33 protein-coding genes, 1 tRNA gene and 1 pseudogene are annotated in these 20056 nt (G+C 59.7%); 26 read left to right on the top strand and 9 right to left on the bottom strand.

What is annotated here, in order from left to right:
• Positions 1-137: 137 nt before the first annotated feature.
• From KFK14_RS11530 to KFK14_RS11500, 8 genes and pseudogenes are all read right to left on the bottom strand, one after another.
• Positions 138-350, bottom strand: a complete 213-nt coding sequence (locus KFK14_RS11530) for a hypothetical protein (RefSeq protein ID WP_212610907.1) — start codon at positions 348-350, stop codon at positions 138-140.
• Positions 347-637 (bottom strand): hypothetical protein, encoded by a 291-nt coding sequence (locus KFK14_RS11525; protein ID WP_212610906.1) that lies wholly within the window; start codon positions 635-637, stop codon positions 347-349. Before KFK14_RS11525 ends, KFK14_RS11530 begins: the two co-directional genes overlap by 4 nt.
• 226 nt (positions 638-863) lie before the next feature.
• Positions 864-1724: an IS21-like element helper ATPase IstB gene (gene istB, locus KFK14_RS11520; RefSeq protein ID WP_212608198.1), complete on the bottom strand. Its 861-nt coding sequence runs from the start codon at positions 1722-1724 to the stop codon at positions 864-866.
• A pseudogene (gene istA / locus KFK14_RS11515) lies at positions 1721-2979 on the bottom strand (IS21 family transposase). The gene istB and the pseudogene istA overlap by 4 nt, the downstream one beginning before the upstream one ends.
• A gap of 110 nt (positions 2980-3089) precedes the next feature.
• Entirely contained in the window at positions 3090-3215 is a 126-nt protein-coding gene (locus KFK14_RS24230) for a hypothetical protein (RefSeq protein ID WP_281417183.1), read from the bottom strand.
• On the bottom strand, positions 3212-3997 hold the full coding sequence (locus KFK14_RS11510) for a hypothetical protein (protein WP_212610905.1): 786 nt from the start codon (positions 3995-3997) through the stop codon (positions 3212-3214). Before KFK14_RS11510 ends, KFK14_RS24230 begins: the two co-directional genes overlap by 4 nt.
• 92 nt (positions 3998-4089) lie before the next feature.
• On the bottom strand, positions 4090-4497 hold the full coding sequence (locus tag KFK14_RS11505; protein WP_246524995.1) for an HIRAN domain-containing protein: 408 nt from the start codon (positions 4495-4497) through the stop codon (positions 4090-4092).
• A 577-nt stretch (positions 4498-5074) separates the two neighbouring features.
• A complete protein-coding gene (locus tag KFK14_RS11500; RefSeq protein ID WP_212610904.1) occupies positions 5075-5824 on the bottom strand; it encodes a S24 family peptidase in 750 nt (249 codons plus the stop codon).
• A gap of 63 nt (positions 5825-5887) precedes the next feature.
• Between KFK14_RS11500 and KFK14_RS11495 the strand changes: the two genes are divergently transcribed.
• The 15 genes from KFK14_RS11495 to KFK14_RS11425 are packed head-to-tail and all read left to right on the top strand — an operon-like array spanning position 5888 to position 11806.
• Positions 5888-6184 (top strand): hypothetical protein, encoded by a 297-nt coding sequence (locus KFK14_RS11495; protein WP_212610903.1) that lies wholly within the window; start codon positions 5888-5890, stop codon positions 6182-6184.
• Positions 6184-6510: a hypothetical protein gene (locus KFK14_RS11490; RefSeq protein WP_212610902.1), complete on the top strand. Its 327-nt coding sequence runs from the start codon at positions 6184-6186 to the stop codon at positions 6508-6510. Before KFK14_RS11495 ends, KFK14_RS11490 begins: the two co-directional genes overlap by 1 nt.
• Complete coding sequence (locus KFK14_RS11485; RefSeq protein WP_212610901.1) at positions 6507-6671, top strand: hypothetical protein; 165 nt, start codon at positions 6507-6509, stop codon at positions 6669-6671. Before KFK14_RS11490 ends, KFK14_RS11485 begins: the two co-directional genes overlap by 4 nt.
• Complete coding sequence (locus KFK14_RS11480; RefSeq protein WP_212610900.1) at positions 6668-6955, top strand: LexA family protein; 288 nt, start codon at positions 6668-6670, stop codon at positions 6953-6955. Before KFK14_RS11485 ends, KFK14_RS11480 begins: the two co-directional genes overlap by 4 nt.
• A gap of 35 nt (positions 6956-6990) precedes the next feature.
• On the top strand, positions 6991-7428 hold the full coding sequence (locus KFK14_RS11475) for a hypothetical protein (RefSeq protein WP_212610899.1): 438 nt from the start codon (positions 6991-6993) through the stop codon (positions 7426-7428).
• 40 nt (positions 7429-7468) lie between these two features.
• Positions 7469-7933: a hypothetical protein gene (locus tag KFK14_RS11470; protein ID WP_212610898.1), complete on the top strand. Its 465-nt coding sequence runs from the start codon at positions 7469-7471 to the stop codon at positions 7931-7933.
• A complete protein-coding gene (locus tag KFK14_RS11465) occupies positions 7933-8859 on the top strand; it encodes a DUF5131 family protein (protein WP_212610897.1) in 927 nt (308 codons plus the stop codon). The genes KFK14_RS11470 and KFK14_RS11465 overlap by 1 nt, the downstream gene beginning before the upstream one ends.
• Entirely contained in the window at positions 8856-9137 is a 282-nt protein-coding gene (locus tag KFK14_RS11460; protein ID WP_212610896.1) for a hypothetical protein, read from the top strand. The genes KFK14_RS11465 and KFK14_RS11460 overlap by 4 nt, the downstream gene beginning before the upstream one ends.
• Entirely contained in the window at positions 9121-9345 is a 225-nt protein-coding gene (locus KFK14_RS11455) for a hypothetical protein (protein WP_212610895.1), read from the top strand. Before KFK14_RS11460 ends, KFK14_RS11455 begins: the two co-directional genes overlap by 17 nt.
• Positions 9342-10058 (top strand): DNA-methyltransferase, encoded by a 717-nt coding sequence (locus tag KFK14_RS11450; protein ID WP_212610894.1) that lies wholly within the window; start codon positions 9342-9344, stop codon positions 10056-10058. The genes KFK14_RS11455 and KFK14_RS11450 overlap by 4 nt, the downstream gene beginning before the upstream one ends.
• Complete coding sequence (locus KFK14_RS11445; protein ID WP_212610893.1) at positions 10055-10381, top strand: DUF7768 domain-containing protein; 327 nt, start codon at positions 10055-10057, stop codon at positions 10379-10381. The genes KFK14_RS11450 and KFK14_RS11445 overlap by 4 nt, the downstream gene beginning before the upstream one ends.
• Positions 10378-10575, top strand: a complete 198-nt coding sequence (locus KFK14_RS11440) for a hypothetical protein (RefSeq protein WP_212610892.1) — start codon at positions 10378-10380, stop codon at positions 10573-10575. Before KFK14_RS11445 ends, KFK14_RS11440 begins: the two co-directional genes overlap by 4 nt.
• Positions 10572-10838 (top strand): DUF2312 domain-containing protein, encoded by a 267-nt coding sequence (locus KFK14_RS11435; protein WP_212610891.1) that lies wholly within the window; start codon positions 10572-10574, stop codon positions 10836-10838. Before KFK14_RS11440 ends, KFK14_RS11435 begins: the two co-directional genes overlap by 4 nt.
• Before the next feature lie 4 nt (positions 10839-10842).
• Positions 10843-11271 carry a DUF7694 domain-containing protein gene (locus tag KFK14_RS11430; RefSeq protein ID WP_212610890.1) on the top strand — a complete coding sequence of 143 codons (429 nt, stop codon included), beginning with the start codon at positions 10843-10845 and terminating at the stop codon, positions 11269-11271.
• Positions 11272-11275: 4 nt separating this feature from the next.
• The gene (locus tag KFK14_RS11425) at positions 11276-11806 is read left to right on the top strand and encodes an HNH endonuclease (RefSeq protein ID WP_212610889.1); all 531 of its coding nucleotides are present in this window, start codon (positions 11276-11278) and stop codon (positions 11804-11806) included.
• A 53-nt stretch (positions 11807-11859) separates the two neighbouring features.
• Here KFK14_RS11425 and KFK14_RS11420 read toward each other — a convergent pair whose 3' ends face one another.
• Positions 11860-12150 carry a hypothetical protein gene (locus KFK14_RS11420; RefSeq protein ID WP_212610888.1) on the bottom strand — a complete coding sequence of 97 codons (291 nt, stop codon included), beginning with the start codon at positions 12148-12150 and terminating at the stop codon, positions 11860-11862.
• A 373-nt stretch (positions 12151-12523) separates the two neighbouring features.
• Between KFK14_RS11420 and KFK14_RS11415 the strand changes: the two genes are divergently transcribed.
• The 11 genes from KFK14_RS11415 (at position 12524) to KFK14_RS11370 (ending at position 20052) form a co-directional block, all read left to right on the top strand.
• Positions 12524-13114, top strand: coding sequence for a hypothetical protein (locus tag KFK14_RS11415; RefSeq protein WP_212610887.1), 591 nt, complete (start codon positions 12524-12526; stop codon positions 13112-13114).
• Positions 13101-13298: a hypothetical protein gene (locus KFK14_RS11410; protein WP_212610886.1), complete on the top strand. Its 198-nt coding sequence runs from the start codon at positions 13101-13103 to the stop codon at positions 13296-13298. The genes KFK14_RS11415 and KFK14_RS11410 overlap by 14 nt, the downstream gene beginning before the upstream one ends.
• Positions 13295-13429, top strand: coding sequence for a hypothetical protein (locus KFK14_RS24225; RefSeq protein ID WP_281417182.1), 135 nt, complete (start codon positions 13295-13297; stop codon positions 13427-13429). The genes KFK14_RS11410 and KFK14_RS24225 overlap by 4 nt, the downstream gene beginning before the upstream one ends.
• Complete coding sequence (locus KFK14_RS11405) at positions 13429-14010, top strand: hypothetical protein (RefSeq protein ID WP_212610885.1); 582 nt, start codon at positions 13429-13431, stop codon at positions 14008-14010. The genes KFK14_RS24225 and KFK14_RS11405 overlap by 1 nt, the downstream gene beginning before the upstream one ends.
• A gap of 97 nt (positions 14011-14107) precedes the next feature.
• Positions 14108-14181, top strand: a tRNA-Gly gene (locus KFK14_RS11400).
• Positions 14182-14369: 188 nt separating this feature from the next.
• Positions 14370-14558, top strand: coding sequence for a hypothetical protein (locus tag KFK14_RS11395; RefSeq protein WP_212610884.1), 189 nt, complete (start codon positions 14370-14372; stop codon positions 14556-14558).
• Positions 14558-15301, top strand: coding sequence for an HNH endonuclease (locus tag KFK14_RS24310; protein WP_212610883.1), 744 nt, complete (start codon positions 14558-14560; stop codon positions 15299-15301). The genes KFK14_RS11395 and KFK14_RS24310 overlap by 1 nt, the downstream gene beginning before the upstream one ends.
• 242 nt (positions 15302-15543) lie before the next feature.
• Positions 15544-15945, top strand: coding sequence for a hypothetical protein (locus KFK14_RS11385; protein ID WP_212610882.1), 402 nt, complete (start codon positions 15544-15546; stop codon positions 15943-15945).
• Entirely contained in the window at positions 15902-17779 is a 1878-nt protein-coding gene (locus tag KFK14_RS11380; protein WP_212610881.1) for a terminase large subunit, read from the top strand. The genes KFK14_RS11385 and KFK14_RS11380 overlap by 44 nt, the downstream gene beginning before the upstream one ends.
• Before the next feature lie 11 nt (positions 17780-17790).
• Entirely contained in the window at positions 17791-19734 is a 1944-nt protein-coding gene (locus tag KFK14_RS11375; RefSeq protein WP_212610880.1) for a phage major capsid protein, read from the top strand.
• A 60-nt stretch (positions 19735-19794) separates the two neighbouring features.
• Complete coding sequence (locus KFK14_RS11370) at positions 19795-20052, top strand: hypothetical protein (protein WP_212610879.1); 258 nt, start codon at positions 19795-19797, stop codon at positions 20050-20052.
• The last annotated feature ends 4 nt before the right edge of the window (positions 20053-20056 follow it).

Raw genomic sequence — 20056 nt, 5'->3', positions numbered from 1 at the left:
TGTTGCGAGCTCTAATCGCTCAGGTGACCGGCGCAAAACCGTTACAAGTCCAATGAGCGCTATGAGAGTGACCGCTGAGATCCCGATGAGGTAGAGCATCACCACGGCGACGGGCGCCATGACTATCCAGACGCCGCTCATTGCGGAAACTCCCGCAAGCCGGACTGCGCATCGTATGTGGCGCAGCGGTTGCCGTGGACTTCGTCTCGGATCAGGCCATAGGCCGCTCCGGCTTTAATGTGGCGCTGAAGCGCCACCAATGCGTGGCCGTAGTCCGTGAATAGCAGATCACCCACCTTGAGTTCGGCTTCGGGATCGGCGAAGGCTTGCATCAAATAGGACGCGCTCATGCCGCCACCGCCTCTCCGGCAGCAAGCTGCGCATCGAGATATTCGACATGGGCGATAAGCCGCGCGGCTGCTGCGGCCGCATGCTCACGCCGGCGGTGAAGGCTGACATTGGGATCTCGCGCCTGTCCGGCGTAGTCGATCGCCGCGTTCAGCAGCATCTGCGGGTTGCCGTAATACGGTGCCCAGCAGTCATCCTTGGCCAGTTGATGCAGACCGTCGAGAAGATCCAAGACATCCTGAGAGCTTGGAGAAACGCCATAGCGCATGTCTGTGTGAGGCGAGCTCATGCGACATCTCCGAAGATGCGGTAGGCAACGACATCGCGCTGCGGATCGTCCTTGCTGTGCTGCCAGAGGCCTTTCCTGTCTCCGAAGTGACCTAAGGTCATGATGGGGCCGTCCCATCCACCCCGATACCGGAGCTGATACTCGACGGTTGTCAACGGGCGCCGAAGATTCCGCAAAAGTGGGCATCTAAAATTCCCTAGTTTGGCGGGAGGGTTTGTTTCGGTGATCAGCCGTGATGGAGATCGGGCTTTTCCTTTGCTGGCGGGCGGCCGCGCCGTTTCGGCAAGGGCGGTGGGTTGATGGACGTTGCCATGCGCGCATGCTCGGGCAGGAGGTCGGCGTGCTGTCGCATGCGATAGCTGGAGCCCTCGATCTGGATGACGACAGCGTGGTGAAGAAGGCGGTCGAGCAGCGCGGTGGCCACCACCGGATCGCCAAAGACATCACCCCATTCGGCGAAGCCGCGGTTGGACGTCAGGATCATGGCACCCTTTTCATATCGGGCGTTGACGAGCTGGAAGAAGAGATTGCCGCCCCCGGGCGTGACGGGAAGATACCCGATCTCATCTACGACGAGCAGGGAGGATCGGCATAGGAAGCGGATCCTCTCGCGCAGCGTGCCCTCCCGTTCCGCCTTGGTCAGTGAAGCGATCAGATCGGCGAGCGGGATGAAGTAGACGCTCTTGCCCGCCTTCACGGCCTCGACAGCAAGGGCAGTGGCGATATGGCTTTTCCCGGTACCGGGAGGACCCAACAGATGCACCACCTCGGCCCGGTTGATGAAGTCCAGGCCAGCGAGCGCCAGGATGCGGTTCCGGTCGAGCGATGGCTGGAAGGAGAAGTCATATCCGTCCAGAGTCTTGATGATCGGCAGCCTTGCCATGCGCAGGGCCGCCTTGATCCTGCGGTTCTCCCGGAGCGACAGTTCTTCGTTCAGCAATATGTCGATGGCCTCGATGCCATCGATTTTGCCCTGCTCTATGCCGCGCAGGGTGGCGTCGAGCATCTCCAGGGCGCGTGGCATTTTAAGATGGACCAGGCTGCGGCGGATATTATCGACGCGGGATGCGGCACCCCCATGGTTCATGGCCGTTCTCCCCGCGCCAGTTGGCTGCCGATCGCCTGATAGATGGCCAGGGAGCGCACAGCGACATGCTGGCCTATACGACCGATGGCGATTACCTCTTTGCCATGGATACGGCGCTTGGCGCCGCTGCCGCCTGTCCGATGCGTAGGATCGATCCTGTACTGTCGGGCCCCTCAAGAACCGGGTGCTCGGCAATGACCTGGCCCAGGTCTACGATCCGGATCTTGTCGGGCAACTGCTGGATTTCGACGACGCGCCGGGTGCGATCGGGAACGCTGTAGTAATTGCCGACCGAGACCATCCCATCGTGGCTGACGCGGCGCTCCAGCTTCAGAACAGCGTCAAAGCGGCCCGCCGGAAGCAGCTGCAACTCAGGCTGCTCGGCGGCGAAGGCTTCAGCAATAATCCGCTGCGTCGTGCCGTGGACACGGACGTTGGCGACGGTATCGAGCCAGTCGATCAGCTGGACATTGAGATCGTCCAGATTGCGGAAGCTCCGGCCCAGGAAGAAGTCTTTGCGGATATAGCTGAATGGCCGCTCGACCTTTCCCTTGGTCTTGGCCCGATAGGGACGGCAGGCGCGCGGCACGAAGCGATAATGCCCGGCCAGAGCCAGCAATGATCGATTGTAGATGATGTGGCCCTGATCGTCTTCCCCGGTCACAGCGGTTTTCATGCGATCGTAGAGGATCTCGATCGGGACGCCGCCGAGCGCTTCAAAGGCCTGCATATGACAGCGCAACAGGCTTTGGAGATCCTGATGCATGACGTAGCGCGCAAACAGGAAGCGCGAATGTCCCAGCACCAGGCTGAACAGCCAGACGATCCGGCTGACGCCGGGCTCATCGGTAAATTCGACGACGAACCGGGCAAAGTCGACCTGTGCCTGCACGCCAGGCGGCGTCTCGAACCGAACCTCAAAGGGCTTAGGGCCGTTTTCCGGCCGGATCGCTGCCAGGAACCGCTTTACCGCGGTATAGGCGCCCATATACCCCAGCTCACGGATTTCCCGCGTCAGACGCGCCGCCGTCAGATCGGGAAAGGCCGTCACTCGCTCACGCAAAAATTCCAGATAGGGTGCCAGTTTGTTCGGTCGCCCCAGCATGCGAGGGCCGTAAACCGGGGCCTCGATGCCCCGTTCGATATATTTTCGGATGGTTTTGGGGTCGCGACCAGTGCGTCGGGCAATGGCGGATATCGATACGCCCTGCCGATGTAGTTCGAGGATCATCATCAATTCTCCAAGTCGGATCATCGGCCCCGTCTCCGTGTCTGCAAAGGAGATGAGGACAATGTCGGCTCATCTCATTCTGCCGGGGCTAGCCCCGGCAGAATGAGATGAAGGGGCCACCAACTAGGGAATTTTCAAAGCCCACTTTTGCGGAGAATTGCACGACCGATGACAACGGTCTTGGACTGGATCGGGCAATCGCCGCCCGACCAATCGATCCAGCCATCATCACCGACGGCCTCTGCGACGGCAACGGTCATTGGACAGGCTCCTTAACCGCACACATCCGCCTGATCAGATCAAGGGCGCTATCCTGAAGGCTTAACTCAGTCGGCTTGAGGACATCGCGGACCGCGCTCCTTGCCGCGCTCCATGCCGCGCTCTCTGCCGCGCTCCTTGCCGCGCTCTCTGCCGCGCTCCTTGCCGCGCTCTCTGCCGCGCTCCATGCCGCGCTCTCTGCCGCGCTCCTTGCCGCGCTCCATGCCGCGCTCCATGCCGCGCTCTCTGCCGCGCTCCTTGCCGCGCTCCATGCCGCGCTCCTTGCCGCGCTCCTTGCCGCGCTCCATGCCGCGCTCCTTGCCGCGCTCCTTGCCGCGCTCGCATCCTTCTGGACAGCCTCCAGCGCGGGCTGGATCGATGGCACCTTGGCCATATCGGTAATTTCGGGGATCCCCGCGAGCGTGTCAGCCTGCTTCGTCAGGCCAGCCAAGCGCAGCCATGCGGGCGTCTGGACGCGGATATACCAGTCCATCGCCATCAGCGCGCGGCGCTTCTCGACGTATTCCGTTGATCGCGTTCCGATGGTCAGTGGGACAAGCGGGAGGATCAGTCTGTTGCGATCCTCGTCGGACAAATTGTCGTTCCACGAGATCATAAAGGCAGTGATAACCGGGCAAGCGCACTGCGGGTGGTCTGACCACGGCTCCCCGGCAATATACGCCGCAGCCTCCATTGCGCAGAGACCCGCCTCGATCCCCGAATGCCCGCCCGAGCTCAAACCTCTTGCCTGAACCTCGGCCAAGCGCGCTTCGTCGATTTGCATGTAAGACCTCCATCGCCCGGTGTGGGGCTAATGAAGATGTTATGTAGGACGTGTCCTACCGTGTCAACTGCAAAAGTAGGACTTGTCCTACGTCAATCGTCTGGCGGGATATAATCCGGCCACCATACTTCGTCAGTCTTCTCGGTACGTGGCGAATCGGCCGAGTCTTTAACTTGTTCTGGCGGAAGGGTTGGGGCGCGCCCGTCGAGCGACGCTCGGATGATTGCGCCCCATGGCTCTGAGCGCTGGAATATTGCGATAACTTCGCCACGGCTCATTGCGAGGCGGACCATTGGCGCACGCTCTGCACGGATGTATCCGATCTGGATCCCCCGCACGCTGAATACCGCGACAGCGTTGGGGTCAACCGGGTTTTTCGGCTCAGGCCGAAGCTCGATCGGCTCACCGGGCACACACATTTCGATTTCGAAAGTGCGCTTCGGTCCCGCCTTATTGTCAAATGCAGCCCCGACCACGGCTAAGGACATCTCACGCGGCATGACAAGATCCATTCTCGAACGATGCACGGTTGAACCGTCGCCAAGTTTCTTTGATAGTCAACTGGTGGTGGGGTGAAGCCGTGAAAAGATGTCCACAGTGCGCAGAGAAAATCCAGACGGCGGCGGTGGTCTGCCGCTTTTGCCAGGCCCGGCAGCCAGAGCGCCGAGGCAAAGAAAGCAACGCCATATTCGGCTGGATCCTGGTCGCAATCATAATACTGGGGATCTTCACCCTACCGACAAAGCCCAGTACGGCCGACCACAATGCAGCATCGATTGAGCACAAGCCGTCGGGCGACTCGAAGCCGTCTCCAGCGGTGCTTCAAGTTATGGCCCTAAGCAATTTAAGTAAAAGCCTTCGCGATCCGGGATCTATGGAGACTCGCAACGTTCGGGTTCCCATTGGGAAGTATTTCGCATGTGGCGAAATCAACTCTCGCAATGGCTTTGGCGGGATGACGGGATTTAAGCCATTCGTCGCTGGCTCCAGCGCTTCGATGCCTGTCGTAATTCAGGGAGAGGAAATCTCAGACGTTGAGTTCACAAAGCTGTGGAATTCCGCCTGCCTGTAATCAGCTTACGTTTTCCGAACGATCGCCACGACGCGCCCGACTATATTCAGCTCGCTATCGTAAGCGGTCTCTGGCGGGACGCTTGGGTTATCAGAGAGGATCTTCACACCACCATCTGGCATCGGCCGCAATCGCTTAATGTAGCCCACCGATCCTATCGCAACCGCCCAGAGCTTATCGCCAGTGCGGACCTCTCGCTCGGCTGTGTCGATGATTACCACGTCGGTGTCGAGGATTGTTGGCATCATCGAGTCGCCGGTTCCTCGGGCCAAAAAAACCTTCTCTGGCGGAGATCTTGTAAACTGGGTCATCCAGCCAGGAGAGAACTGATGCAGCTCGCCCGTTACCGGTAAATCCAAATACGTTCCCGAGCCCATGCCATAGGCGTAATCCCACTCCTGAATTTCGATGGTTTCAAGCGCGGTGTCAGACCGACCCTCATCAGGCTCGCCATCTAGGTCCACTGCCGCGGGAACGACATCTTCACCATTCGCGGCACGGGAGACCAAGTCAACAGGCTGCATCAACACTTCGGCAATGTGACGAAGCGTCGACGGGCCTGGATTTTGGCTTTTACCTCGAGAGATGTCGTAAAGCGGCTTGCCCTTAGTGCCGAGCCGCTTTTGCAATTGTTTATCGTAAAAGTCCCTTGCGCGGGGCAACTGCATGAGCGCCGCCGCCACGAATGTTTGCCAAGGGGTTTGACGGACTGGGTTCATGTAGGGCGCATCCCACAATTCAGGCATTTGCGCCATGCTAGGACACGTCCTACCATTTGTAGTTGACGGTAGGACACGTCCTACGTTATATCGGCCTTCATGTCCGAGCATCATCCCGAACTGGTCGCCGATATTGACGCTTTCCTTAACGAGAGCGGCATGTCGGAAATCACGTTTGGCCGGAAGGCCATGAGCGATCCGCATTTCGTCCGTGATATCAGGGGGCGCCGCAGGGTCTGGCCCACAACCGAAGAAAAAGTGCGGGCGTTCATGGCTGAGTATGCTGCGTCGGCATCGCCGGCACTCTGCACCACCTGCGACCACCGCCTCGACGACACCGCAATCCGCGCGTGCTCCATCAGGGAATGCCCCCATGCCCAGAGGGAGGCGGCCTGATGCTTTTTGAAGGCACGAAGCCAGCTCGTCACGAGGCAATGCGGACAGCGTTCGAGCTGGGCGACAGCATTGACACCATCGCCGACGAGTTCGGCGTCACCACCCAGGCAGTCCGCAATGTGCTCCGCCGAGCCAAGCTGATCGAAAAGGCGACTCCGGAGGAGATCAGCGAGGCCCGCCGCAGTGCTTGGCTTTACAAGAAAGAGGCGTGGCTCTCGAAGCCTCGCGTCCATCGCTACACGTGCTCGCGCTGTGGGGCGAATTCCGATCATGGCTGCCCCTGCCCCGGCGCAGATCGCCCACTGACTTCAAGGGCATACGCATGATCGGCGCCATCCTCATATTCGGCGGTTTCGCTCTCGCTGCGCTGTCTGCGGCATTCGGACTTACCTGGCTCCTGTCCGCAATGATCGGCCGTCATGAAACCGAGCCGCATCACGCCACCACCCCTGAATGGGTAGAGCCCGATTGGCCGGTGTACCAATGATGCTTGGCCTCACAGCACAGCAGGCAAAATACCTGCGCTTCATCCGCGGTTATCAGCTGGCCCATGGCGGCACGTCCCCGAGCATTTCTGAGATTTGCAAGGGCGTCGACACAAGGTCGCGCGGAACAGCCGCTTATAACGTGAAGCAACTGGAAGTGTTCGGGTTCATTCGACGCCTGCCCAATCGCAACCGCGCCATCGAGATCGTGAAAATCCCGTCGGTTCCAAGCTTCGCAGGCGTGCCACTTTATTCCGTTCCTTATCATGAAGGACCTTTTGCATGACGCAGTGCAACAATTCTGTCCGAAACGGACCAGTCGTGTCGGACGAGCGTGTCCGTGAGGAGCTGCGGAGCGAGATCGACCGCGCCATCAATATCGAGCGGTCGACGACGCGCGCCGACCTGGCTCGAAAAAGCGGCGTCAACGTCCACCAGATCGACCAGCTGCTGACCCGTATCCCGGAGAAGCAACGGCGCGTTGCCCTGGCAGACGCGCTCTCCATTGCATGGGCGCTAGGCGAGCGCGCCGTAAATGCCCTCACTGCCACGATCGGCTATCAGGCCAGTGCCATCGAGGAAGATCACGAGATGCGTCCGATGATGATCGTGGCCACGGCCATGAAACATCTGGCGGTAATCACCGACGCCGCCGCGGATGACCGCATCGACCACGTTGAGCGCCCGAATACGACCGAGGCTGCGGATATGTTGATCGCTACCGTGTGGCCCCTTTCGAGCCACGGGGACAGCATCTGACCTGAATTTGAGCGGGGTATCGACCCCACTGGAGTGAGCAATGGAAATCGCAGAAGACGCGGTCGCTGAGGGCGATTCCGCGAACGCTAAAGTCCTGACCGCGAAGATTGCAGCCGAAGCGCTCAATGGTCGCCAATACCGTAAAGAGTGCCCGAAGGAATTCGCGAAGGAACTGAAGGCTGCGGGCCTGGTCGCAGTCTTTGGTGCCAGCGATGATCTCATGGAGATCCGTGGCGCGGTGACCGATGAGGTCGACTGCTACATGGGCGGCACCGCCTACTTCACCGATAGTGGCCTGTACCAGCGTCAGTGCGACAGCGATCAATGCCCCCATGAAAAAAATCGGCTTGGATATGCCACCAAGGTCGAAGCCCTTTGGTGCGAGGAAGAGGGATACTCCTGGGCCTATCGGACTGTCATTCCCCACGAGACATTCGAAATCCTCGAGGATGACGCAAAGTACTGCCGGGGCATCGTCTTTGCTTTGGCGGACGTGCCCTTCTGATGGCCGAGCACACTTCGATTGAATGGACCGACGCCACGGTCAACTTTTGGTGGGGCTGCACCAAGGTCGGCCCTGGTTGCGACCACTGCTACGCCGAAGCGTGGGCGAAGCGCACTGGCTTGAAGTGGGGGCTTGGAACCGAGCGCCGCAAGATTAAGTCGGCGGTCAAACTCTTGTATAGGCTTCACAATGGCGCCTCGTGGTGGGCCGCTGACTACTATGTCGGAAAGATTAATCCGACGGCGTATCGCCGCGTTTTCATCCAATCGATGTCTGACTTGTTCGACACTGAAGTGCCGATCGATTGGTTCGCTGAGGCTTGGGGCCATATCTGCTGCGCGGACAGGCTCGCTATACAGATCGTAACGAAGCGCGTGTCAGTGGTGGAAAAGCGCCTGGCGTCAATCAACGCCCCGGCGTGGCCGTCGCACGCTGGCTTGCTGATATCGGTCGTCAACCAAGAGGAGGCCGATCGCGACATTCCTCGGCTTATCGCACTAAAGGCGAAGCTCGGCATTCCGTGGGTTGGGTTGTCGATGGAGCCCCTTTTGGGCGCGGTAATTCTGAAGCCTGAATGGCTCGAAGCGCTTGATTGGGTCATAGTCGGCGGCGAGAGCGGCCCCGGAGCTCGGCCGATGCATCCCGACTGGGCCCGCAGCCTGCGAGATCAGTGCGCCGAGTCCGGAATACCCTTCCTCTTCAAGCAATGGGGTGAGTGGGAAGTAGCCTTAGACCGTGACCGCGACGATCCAGATTGGCGAGCGGACTATTCCAACAACTATATCGATCGCGGCAAGTCTCGCTGGCTGAATCTTGCCGGCGGCAGCGGATTCCACGGCGCCCGTTTCCACGTGGTGCGCCGCGTCGGAAAGAAAGCCGCCGGTCGCCTCCTAGACGGTGTCCAGCATGATGGGATGCCGTCATGAGCGGACAGCGTCAAGCCCGGATCAAAATCGAAATCACGCGGAAGCCCCCTCCCCCGCCGCTGGACCCGTTCGAATGCCTGGCCTGCCGCCAAATGATCGAACGCGATCCATACACACCCGAATTTCAAGAGCCGCCGATCTGCTGGCAGTGCGCCCATGCCATCGGTGGCCGAACCCAGCTTGCCCACCTTCCATACGAAGCATGGGGACAGTTCCGGAAGGCGCAGGCCCTCCTCAACCTCATAAAGATGGAGGTCGCCCATGTCAGAAAGCACTGACGTTGCGAGCCCCTATAGCTTGGACGCTATCGTTAAAGGCATCGCGGACGATCTGGTCTCTCTGCGTAGGGGCGAGATCAGCATCAAGGATGCCGAGGCGCGCGCCATGCTGGCCAAGCAGTACATGAACGGCGTGCGGCTCGTGATCAACGCGCGGCAGAGCTTGGAGGCGGCGGCCAAGCCCGTAGCGATAGGCGGCGGCAAATGACCCGCGTCGAGCGCATAGGCGCGGCAACACTTTATCTGGGCAATTCCAGCGAGCTACTTCGAGAAGTTGGGAACATCGATGCGGTGATTACCGATCCTCCATATGAGTTTCCGACCTCTGGGGGAGGTATTTTCCGTCAAAACCGAACGAACATGGACCGCATCGCTGCGGCGAAGCTGGACAAGGGCTTCGACACTGGCGTGCTGACGACTGCAGTCGCCCAGGGCGCCAACAGCGTTGCCGTGTTCTACCATTACGACCAGGTTTTTCAGATATCACGGTGGTTCGAGACTTCCGGACTGGAGCGGCACTCGGGTAACTTTTGGCGCAAAACCAACCCGATGCCCGTTGCGAACCGCCACTATCAGCCGGAGTTAGAATATTACTGGCATGGGTGGCGGAAGCCTTTCGGGGTCGGCGGTGACAATCTCGCTCAGAAAAAGCGCGTCTGGGAAGGCAAAGTCGGCGACAGCGACTTCGGGCATCCGACGGAAAAGCCTCTCGATCTTATGAAGAAGATCGTCATTAACGCCAGCGATCTGGGTCAAACTGTGCTCGACCCATTCATGGGTAGCGGGACGACTGCAGTCGCAGCGCTCGCTCACGGACGGGCATTTGTCGGCATTGAGATCGATCCAGCGTTTTTCGACATGGCCTGCCGAAGAATTGAATCGTCCGTTCGGCAAGGCAATCTTTTCGGAGAGGCGGCATGAAGCTGGTCATTCTGGAAAGCCCCTATGCCGGCGATATCGAAGGCAACGTGACCTACGCCCGCACATGCCTGCGGGACAGCCTCAATCGCGGTGAGGCGCCGATCGCCAGCCACCTGCTCTACACGCAGCCCGGCGTGCTTTGCGACGAACTCGCGTCCGAACGGCAGTGGGGAATCGCCGCCGGCCTAGCCTGGCGCAAGGTCGCCGATGGAGCGGTTTTCTACGTCGATCGAGGCTGGTCCGCCGGGATGCTGGCGGCCGAAGAGCATTACCGGCTGACTGAATTCCCTTTCGAAATCCGCACCCTGATGGAGGCAGTATGATCAGCCTATTCCGCCGGAAGCCGTCCGCGCTTGATCTTCTCGGGGCGGATCGCGCCCGCCGTTATGCCGAAGTCGGCGGCTATCGAACGCACCGGGACAATCAGCTCTGCCCGGCCAGAAAGCAGCACATCCACGAAGTCATTTACGGCGGAAAGGTCCGTCCACGCAAAACCAACAAGGGATATCCGATATGAGCGAACAGACACCAGAAGGCATTCGGGACGGTGTGGTAGCCGCAGACGAACTGCGACTTTTGATCGAGCGCGCAGAACGCCTTGAGGAGGAGAAAAAGGGCCTCTCCGACGACATCAAGGATGTCTTCATGGAAGCAAAGTCCCGTGGCTTCGATCCCAAGGCTATGCGCAAAATCTTGGCGATTCGGAAGAAGAACCGCGAGGAATACGCGGTCGAGGAAGCGATCCTCGAGACTTACCTCGCTGCTCTGGGGATGATCTGATCCCATGCTGATGCAGCATCCTGGTCGCTCGAGAGAAGATCGGCGCGCAGCCGTGAAGCTCGAGCGCCAGGCGATCAAAACTGGCGACTGGGGACCATGGATCGAGACGGGATTGCCCGCCGGCATCCCCGGTGGATCTGGATGGTGCGCCGATATAAGGCGCGTCGCCAAGAACAATCTCTACGTGATCCTCATGCGGCCTGTGGCCACTGAATGGGGAAGAGTCTGGCATCTTGCGATCCGGACCGCCTCCAATCTCGAGCCGCCATGGCGCGACAAGCAGCGCATAAAGAACGCTTTATTCGGGCACAAGCGGGTCGCGGTCGAAGTGATGCCGCCAGACTCCGAGCTCATCGACGAAGCAGACATGTATCACATGTGGGTGATGCCTGAGGGCTTCGCGCTGCCGTTCACTATTGGGCGGAGGGAATAGCAAGATGGCGCGCAAAGCGATTTCGAAAACTGCCCGCTTCGAAGTTTTTAAGCGAGACGGATTCACATGCCAGTATTGCGGCAATCACCCGCCCCACGCCATTTTGGAAGTGGATCATATCATCGCGGTGGCCGCAGGTGGCGAGAACGATGAGGACAATCTCGTTACCGCATGCTTCAACTGCAATCGAGGCAAAGCTGCGCGAAGTCTTGATCTTGTTCCTCAGTCCCTGGCTTCTAAAGCTGCGGAGGTCGCCGAACGCGAAGCCCAGCTTGCGGGTTATAATGCCATTCTCAACGCAAAACGCGAGCGCCTTGAGGCTCATGTTTGGAGAGTGGTGGAACACCTTACTGGTGAGGCAAAAACATCCCACGAGCGGTTCAGCAGCATAAAAAAGTTCGTTGATATCCTCGGATTGCACGAGGTGCTGGACGCCGTCGACATAACCAAAGGTAGGAGGCCGCACGCTGACTATGCCCAGTGGAAATACTTCTGCGGCGTTTGTTGGACGAAGATCCGGGAGTCTGGACTTTGACCAAGCGGCCTTCGTTTCAATTCTATCCGTCAGACTGGCGGAATGAGGCTGGCCTACGCCTTTGCTCTATAGCTGCTCGCGGTCTGTGGATGGAAATGCTGTGCCTCATGCACGACGGCCAGCCTTATGGGCACCTGACGGCCAATGGTCGAAAGCTTAATGCTGATGCATTGGCGCGCCTTGCCGGTGAACCCCTCGCTGATGTGAAGCGCTGGCTTAAGGAGCTGGGAAACAACGAAGTCTACTCGCTCACCGCTGACGGCATCATTTTCAGTCGCAGAATGATTAGGGATGAGCTGATCCGTGAGGCCCGCGCCGCCGGAGGCAAGGCGGGTGCGGAACATGGCTATAAGGGTGCGGAACACGGTGCTAAGGGGGGTAGGCCTCGCACATCAAAACCCCCCTTACCCGATGACCAAAGGGGGGTTTTGGAACCCGCCCCTTCTTCTCCATCTTCCCCTCCATCTCCTGAAGATAATTCCGATGCTAACGCATCGGGCGTCGAAGCCGCCGTTGTTCTGGTAGATCCGCTCAAGGTCATGTTCGATGCCGGGATCCGGCTCTTCGCTGCAGAGGGCATCGGCGAGACAAAGGCGCGACCTCTGCTCGGAAAGTGGCGGCAGCGACATGGCCCTGAGGCCGTGATTGCCGCTTTGGGGCGAGCTCAGCGGGAAGGCGCCCTTGATCTAACCTCATTCATGGAAGGATGTTTCCGTCATGGCCAGCGCGGCACAGGACCGATTGGCAGCACAACCGAGCACGCCGCGAGAGAGCTTGCGGAGGAACTTGCAGGCGGAGGTGACGGACCTGACGGCGAAACTTGGCCCGCCGCCCCAGGCACACGCATTGGGCGAACTGACCCGGTGCCTCGTCTTGACGGTCCCCTCTGGGATGAACGCCGAGGACCGGAAAGCATGGCTTCGGGTCGCATTGGCTGAGGTTCGCGATATCCCCGCCTACATGTTCGACGAGGCTTGCGCGGCAGCGCGCAAGGTTGCCGATCATCCGGCGAAGATCATTCCCGAGATCTGCAAATATCGGCATCCCTTTCTCTCCAAAGGTATGCTGGAAGGACGGCTCAGTGCCGCCCGTGCGCAACTTGAAAACCTTGATGCTCCGCGCCTCGCCAGCGCCGATCCTGACATCGTCGATGTTGGAGAGGTCTCCGCGTTGGTTTCGGAGATGCAGGGCAATCTCGGTCGCCGGACATCTGCCGCCAAGCGGGATTATGCAAATCTGCGCATGCCGACGGACCAGGAGCTTGCTGAATTGGCCAAGATCCCCGGCGAAGCGAATGCCCAGGAATGAAGGCCTCGATCCCTTTTATGACTATGAGGACGGAACCCCTCCCCTTGTGGACATCCAGTTCCGCAACGGCCGCGTCGTGCGCGCGACTGAGACGAAGAAGTGGCGATGGACACCGTGGCCGGAGCATCCGGACTGGGATTTTGATATCGCGTCCTGGCAGCTCAGCGGGAGCAAGGCGTCATGACTGAGGTAGATATGGACCAGCTGCTGAGGTGCGTCCGCCGCAACAGCGAGCGGCCAGAGGACGTCCAGCGCCGGGAATTACTCAAAGAGATCGATCGGCTCATCAATCACAAGGTTATCGGGGAAAAATAGTGGCGAAATCTGGTAGGAAGCGGAAGCAAGGCAAGCGGACCAAGTCGGGTCAGCTTGTCCGCACGCCGCGCTACGATAAAGGTTGCGACGGTGTCATTCGCCGGCGTGCAGAGTTTGGCATCTATGCTGAAACGAAGGATGGTGAACGCATACTCGTCGATGCCACACAAACATTTGACGCCCTTGGCCGCGCATGGTCAGCCGGACTGTTGGGTGAGCCAGACCAAGCCAATCGCTTCCGCGACACTGGCCGCGTGATAGCGGCACAATATTGGCGGACCTATGGCTTCGCTACCCCGGACAGCCTCGCTCGTTTTCAGCCCAGCCAAGGCGTCGGGGTGTCCGATAGCGAGAAAGAAAAGGTACGGGAGAAGGCGCTCAACGCCTCGCTTGACCGCATCAAGAAGATGGGCCCTCAGGTAGCTTCTGCATTCAGCCAATTGGTGATAGACCTGAACCCGGATAAAGGGCCACCCTGGCTTGATCGGATCATCTACGGCAAGCGGACAGGCAAGCCCGTTGACGATCGCGACACCACCATTCTAGGCCACGCATTGGACGCTTTATCGGAGGTGGCTTGACGGTTGCGTCTGTTGTGATAATGCACGAAATGCAGGTGCGGAAATCGCGCCTAATGAAGCTCTCGGCCATGACGGTGACCGGGAGCTTTTTCATTTCGCGGTTATCGTCCAGAGGTAGGGCCTCTGCCTTCCAAGCAGATGACTTCGGTTCGATTCCGAATAGCCGCTCCACGTCGTGTCGGGGGACGCGATGCACGCCATCCCAGCCCATCGCCGTATCGAACAGTTAGCCGGTGACCTGCATGCGCTTGCCTTCGATATGGCAGAACCCTCACGATGCACGACACGATCGGATAGGCTGATAGCCGAGGCTGAACGTATCGCCGCTGAGGTGAGGAAGATCGTAAGAGGTTAGCTCCATGGCTGCTGTCCACCCTATCCACATGCCTAAGCTCATGAGTAAGGTGACTCTCAAGGTTAAGGTCTCAGGCCAACGCCGTACCAAATTACGTATCTGGATTGGTTCGCAGATCCTCAAGGCGGCAGCGATCGTCATAGGCTGCGGCATCGAGGTCGCATCAACGCTCGAGGTTGATAGCCAGCGCTGATGGCCGAGAGGTTACGCGGCCGTGCTGCCGTCGAGCAGCGTGAGCGTCGATTGCGCCAGCATCCATTATGCGCTCATTGCGCGAAGGTGGATAAGATCACGGTCACCGCCGAAATCGATCACATTACGCCGCTGGCCTTTGGCGGCACGGATACCGACGATAACGTCCAAGGGCTATGCCTCCCCTGCCACGCGGCCAAGACGGCCACTGAAGGAGCGAATAAGCAGGCCGCCGCCAACCACCCAGATTGGATCAGGCCATCGGCGATACCGACGACCATCGTTGCAGGCCCGCCGTGTAGTGGCAAGACTACCTATGTAAGCAAGCATTCCCGCCCAGGCGATACAGTCATCGATCTCGATAGCATCATGATGAAGCTGCAGCCCGGCTATCGCCATTGGTCAGACGGACTCCATCAGTCATTGCTGAATTCAGCGATACGAGCGCGCAACGCCATGCTCGGAAACCTGTGCCGAGAGACCAAGGGCCAAGCGTGGTTCATAGTATCCGCCCCGTCCGAGGCAGAGCGGAGATGGTGGCAGACGAAGCTGGGTGGTGAGGTTCTGCTGCTCCATCCCGGTGTCGATGAGTGTAAACGTCGCGCCGCAGCGCGCGGAACGCCCCGCGCCGTCGCTGGCGTCGACGCATGGGAGAAGTCGGCGCTTGCGCCCTGGCGGCCGCCAGCATCAAGGGCGGTGAGGGCTGCGGTCGGCCTCGATGGCTGGCCCGTAGATGCGAGTTGATCGCATCAAAATCGATACGCAATAAAGTTACGCCGCGAAGCACGAAACGGTTGCGCAACAATATACCCCCGGGGGGACATAATAAAATTTCCGGCTGATCGCTCGGAAACCGACGCGGGCAATTTCCGCGCGTTTTTGCAGATTGATGTTTTGAGTTGCTCAATGTGCAACGTTTTACTTGCGACTTTTACTTCAATTACTTTGAGCGTCAGCAAGTAATAAACAAATAATGGAATAGTAATATGGCGACGCGCGGAGCGAAGCCGAAGCCGGTAAAACTTCGGCTTGTCGATGGAACACACAATGTCACCCGCCACGGCAAAATGGCGAAAAGTCAGGAGATTGCGGAATCCGCCGCAACCTCCTTCGGAAAGCTGGAAAAACCCGCCTATCTTCGCGGCAATGCCGCCACAGCATGGAAAAGCTACATCTCGCCGGCGGGATGGTTGGATGCATCGAAAGAGCCTGCGGCAATCGCGTTCTGCGAACTGTGGGCGGAGTTCCGCGCATCGCCGATCAAATTCCCAGCTTCGAAGCACGGGCAGCTGAGAGCCTACATGGCTGAGCTCGGCCTGACGGACGAGCGGAACCGCGGCGACGATGGCAAAACGAAAAAGCCCGCCGACGACTTCTTCGACGACTGACCGCGGCACACAGTTTGCCAAGGATGTCATCGCAGGGAAATTCGTTGCAGGGCCTCACGTGCGGAACACCTGCCGCAGGCATCTGGACGACCTGAAGAAAGGCCCGAAGCGCGGGCTGCGCTACAACCAGGAGTTGGCGGACCGGGTCTGCCGGTTCTTCGAGACGAAGCTGCGGTTGAATGGCGGGCAGTTTGAGGGGCGGCCGTTCAAGCTGCATCCTAGCCAGGCATTCAAGCTCTCGATGATTTTCGGCTGGCAGAAGAAGGTCGGCGAAGATTGGGTCCGCCGATTCCGGCGGGTCTACATCGAGGAGGGAAAAGGCAACGGCAAAAGTCCTTTCGCCGCAGGTCTCGGCCTGTACGCGATGATGGCCGACGGCGAGCCGGGAGCCGAAATATACCCGATCGCTGCGCACCGCGATCAGGCGATGATCCTGTTCCGCGACGCGGTTGCGATGGTGAAGCAGTCACCGGACCTAGAATCCCGGCTCAAATTCTCCGGCGGGCCTGGCCGAGAGTTCAATATTGCCTGGCTAGCGAAGGCCAGCTTCATGCGGCCGCTCAGCCGAGAGGCTGGTAAATCAGGGTCTGGGCTTCGTCCGCATGTGGGGTTAGCTGACGAGGTGCACGAGCATCCCAATCGGGATGCATTGGAGATGATCGAGCGCGGCTTCAAATTCCGCCGACAGCCGATCCTGCTGATGATTACGAACAGCGGTTCGGATCGAAACTCGATTGCGCGTGAAGAGCATGAGCACGGCGTCAAGGTCGCCGCTGGCACCGCAACACCCGGCAACGATTTTGCCTATGTCGGCGAGGTTATCGACGACACGACATTTTCTTTCATCGCCTCACTAGATCCTGGCGACGATCCACTTAACGACCCGAGCTGCTGGCCAAAGGCAAACCCGCTCCTTGGCACCATTCTTACGGAGGACTACCTCGCTGGCGTCGTCGCGCAGGCGAAGGCGATGCCCGGCAAGCTGAACGGCATTCTACGCCTTCACTTTTGCGTGTGGACCGATGCTGAGACCGCTTGGATGACGCGAGCGGCCTTGGAGCCTTGCCTGGCTGACTTCGATCCAGCTGAGCATCACGGGAAGAGAATCTGGCTTTCTGGAGACCTTTCGCAAAACCGCGACATCACTGCGATGGGGGCGGTGGTTGAAACCGGTGAAGTGGAAGTCGAAGCGGTCCGAGACGGCGAGGTCCAGACGGTTTGGAAGCCGACCTATGATGCTTGGGTCGAAGCATGGACACCTGGCGATACACTGGACGCGCGGGCGCTGAGAGATAAGGCGCCATATCGTGAATGGGCCGACGCTGGGCACATCCATGCACCCAAAGGCCAAAGCATCCGCTTCGACCACGTTGCCCAAGCGCTCGGTGAATATGCGCACGACTTCGATGTCCAGTGCTTTGCGTATGACCGGTACGCTTTCAAAAGAGGCTTCGAGCCCGAATGCGACAAGCTTGGCATCAGTGTCGAGTTCGTAGAACATCCTCAGGGCGGCACGAAAAAAGGCAAGCCAACCGACGCGATGAAAGTCGCAGCCGAGCAAGAGCAGCGTGAAGCCGAGGGGCTTTGGATGCCCGGCTCGGTCCGCGAGGTCGAAGACGCAATTATGGAAGGCAGGATCCGGTTTCGCCGGAACCCCGTCCTTATTTCAGCAATGATGAGTGCGGTCACCGATGAGGACCGCTGGGGCAACCATTGGCTCGCAAAGGAACGTGCAGCCAACAAGATCGACTGCGCAGTTGCCATCTGCATGGCCCTGGGCGCTGCCCGATCGGGCGCGTCCTCCGGCTTTGATGTCTCTGCGATGATCGCCTGAAGGGAATTTCCATGTCGGATCCGGTGTTCAAGGCCGTCGCCAGCGAAGCCGGCGACGACCCACTCGACTATGTCATGTCCGACGCCACGGTGGATCGTTACGGCGATTCCATTGTCGCTGAGGGCTGGAAACTCACCAATTTCCGCAAAAACCCGGTCGCTCTCTTCGGTCACAATTCCAATTTTGTAATTGGCCATTGGAAGAACGTTCGGGTCGAAGGGGGCAAGCTGCTTGGTCGGCTTGAACTTCTCGGCGAAGGGATTTCCGAGCGGCTCGACGAAATCCGCGCCGCAGTAGCAGCTGGCGTCCTTCGCGCGGTGTCGGTCGGTTTCCGTCCGCTTGCCGCCGACCCCATGCCCGGTGGCAAAGGGGCAAAATTCACATCCAGCGAGCTCGTAGAATGCTCGCTTGTGGCCATCCCGGCCAACCCCAACGCCCTGCAATTGGCGAAATCACTCAATCTTTCCGACGATGTTCAGCGGATGATCTTTGGCGAGCCTGCCGAGGGGGTCACTCCCATCCTTCGTCGCGACGGAACCGGCAAGTCAGCCAAGTCCCCACCTTTTTCAAGGAATACGAAGATGCCGACTTTGGCTGAGCGCATTGAGACTGCGCAGACCGAAATCGTCGAGCTGAAGGATAAGCTCGCCGACGAAACCCGTGCCGACGACGTCGATGCAACTGTTATCGAAGCCCTGACCACCGAACTCGAAACCAAAGAGGCCACCCTCGCCTCCCTGCGTCGCGCGGAAGCCGCGCTTTCGAAGTCGTCGACCTCCGTGGTCACCGACGAGCGCCGCGATCAGCAGCAGAACGAACAGCGCTCTGAGCGGCGTCCATTCGCCATGCCCGCCAAGAAGGTGGCGCCGAAGGACTACGTTCTCCGCTCCGCCGTTGCGACGGCACTGGGGCACGTCCTCAAGCGCAATCCGGCAGATGTCCTGCTCGAGCGTTATGGCGATGACGCCGTGACACGCGCGGTCTTTGACGTCGTGACCCGAGCCGCATCGGCGCCGGCTACGACCACGACCACCGGCTGGGCAGCCGAGCTCGTTCAGACGGCGATCCTCGATTTCATCGAATCGCTTCTGCCGCTTTCCGTCTATCCGGGCCTCTCGGAGCGGGGTGGCCGGTTCACCTTCGGCCGCAACGGCATCGTGAGCCTTCCCGCTCGCAACACCGGCAATAGTGTCGGCGGCTCGTTCGTTGGCCAGGGCGCGCCGATCCCGGTTCGCCAGGGGGCCTTCACCTCGACGTCTCTGACGCCGAAGAAAATGGCCGTCATCTCGACCTTCACGCGGGAAATCGCTCAGCACTCGACGCCTTCGATTGAAGCGGTGCTGCGCGAGGCGATCCAGGAGGACACGGCTGTCGCGATTGACACTGTTCTGCTGGATGCGACTGCGGCGTCGGCGGTTCGACCTGCCGGCCTCCGTAATGGCGTGACGGCCACGACCGCGACGTCGGGCGGCGGCTTTGCAGCCCTCGTCGGCGATCTCAAGGCGCTCATTGCCGCGCTGATCGCAAGCAGCAACGGCCGTATCCGTCAGCCGGTCTGGATCATGAATCCGATCCAGGTGCTGTCCGCGTCGGTGACTCAGAATGCCGGTGGCGACTTCCCGTTCAAGGCGGAGATCGCCGAAGGCAATCTGCTCGGCTATCCGATCCTGCAGTCGACCACGGTCGCTGCCGGCATGGTGTTCCTCGTCGATGCGGCCGACTTCTTCAGCGCGACCGGCGATGACCCCGTGTTCGATATGTCGGACCAGGCCACCCTCCACATGGAGGATACGACGCCCTTGGCGATCGGCACGACCGGCACCCCGAACACCGTGGCAGCCCCGGTCCGCTCGCTGTTCCAGACCGACACTCTGGCGCTGCGGATGATCCTCGACATGAACTGGGCGATGCGTCGCACCGGCACTGTCGCGTGGACTCAGTCCGTCACCTGGTAAGCATTTCCGGCCCGGTTCGCCGGGCCGGACTATGACGCGGGGGCGAATAAGGAGACCCTAATGACCAAGAGCAGCGACAAGGCCGAGATCGATCCGATCGAGGCTGCAAAGAAAGAGCAGGCGCGAATCGTCGCCGAAACTGAAGAGATGTGCGCTCTCCCCTGCACCCCGACGCAGGATGAGCTCAATCAGGCGATGGCCGATTTGGGCAAAACCAGTCACGTAACCGTGGATGATGAAGAGCCTGCCTCGAAGCCGAAGACGCTCGAACCCAACAAGACGGGCGGATATCAGACTCGGTCCACGGCGGCCGAATAAGCCC

Source organism: Sphingobium phenoxybenzoativorans, from assembly GCF_018286635.1.
Taxonomy (GTDB): Bacteria; Pseudomonadota; Alphaproteobacteria; order Sphingomonadales; family Sphingomonadaceae; genus Sphingobium; species Sphingobium phenoxybenzoativorans.
This window is presented reverse-complemented; position numbering and strand designations above follow the sequence as displayed.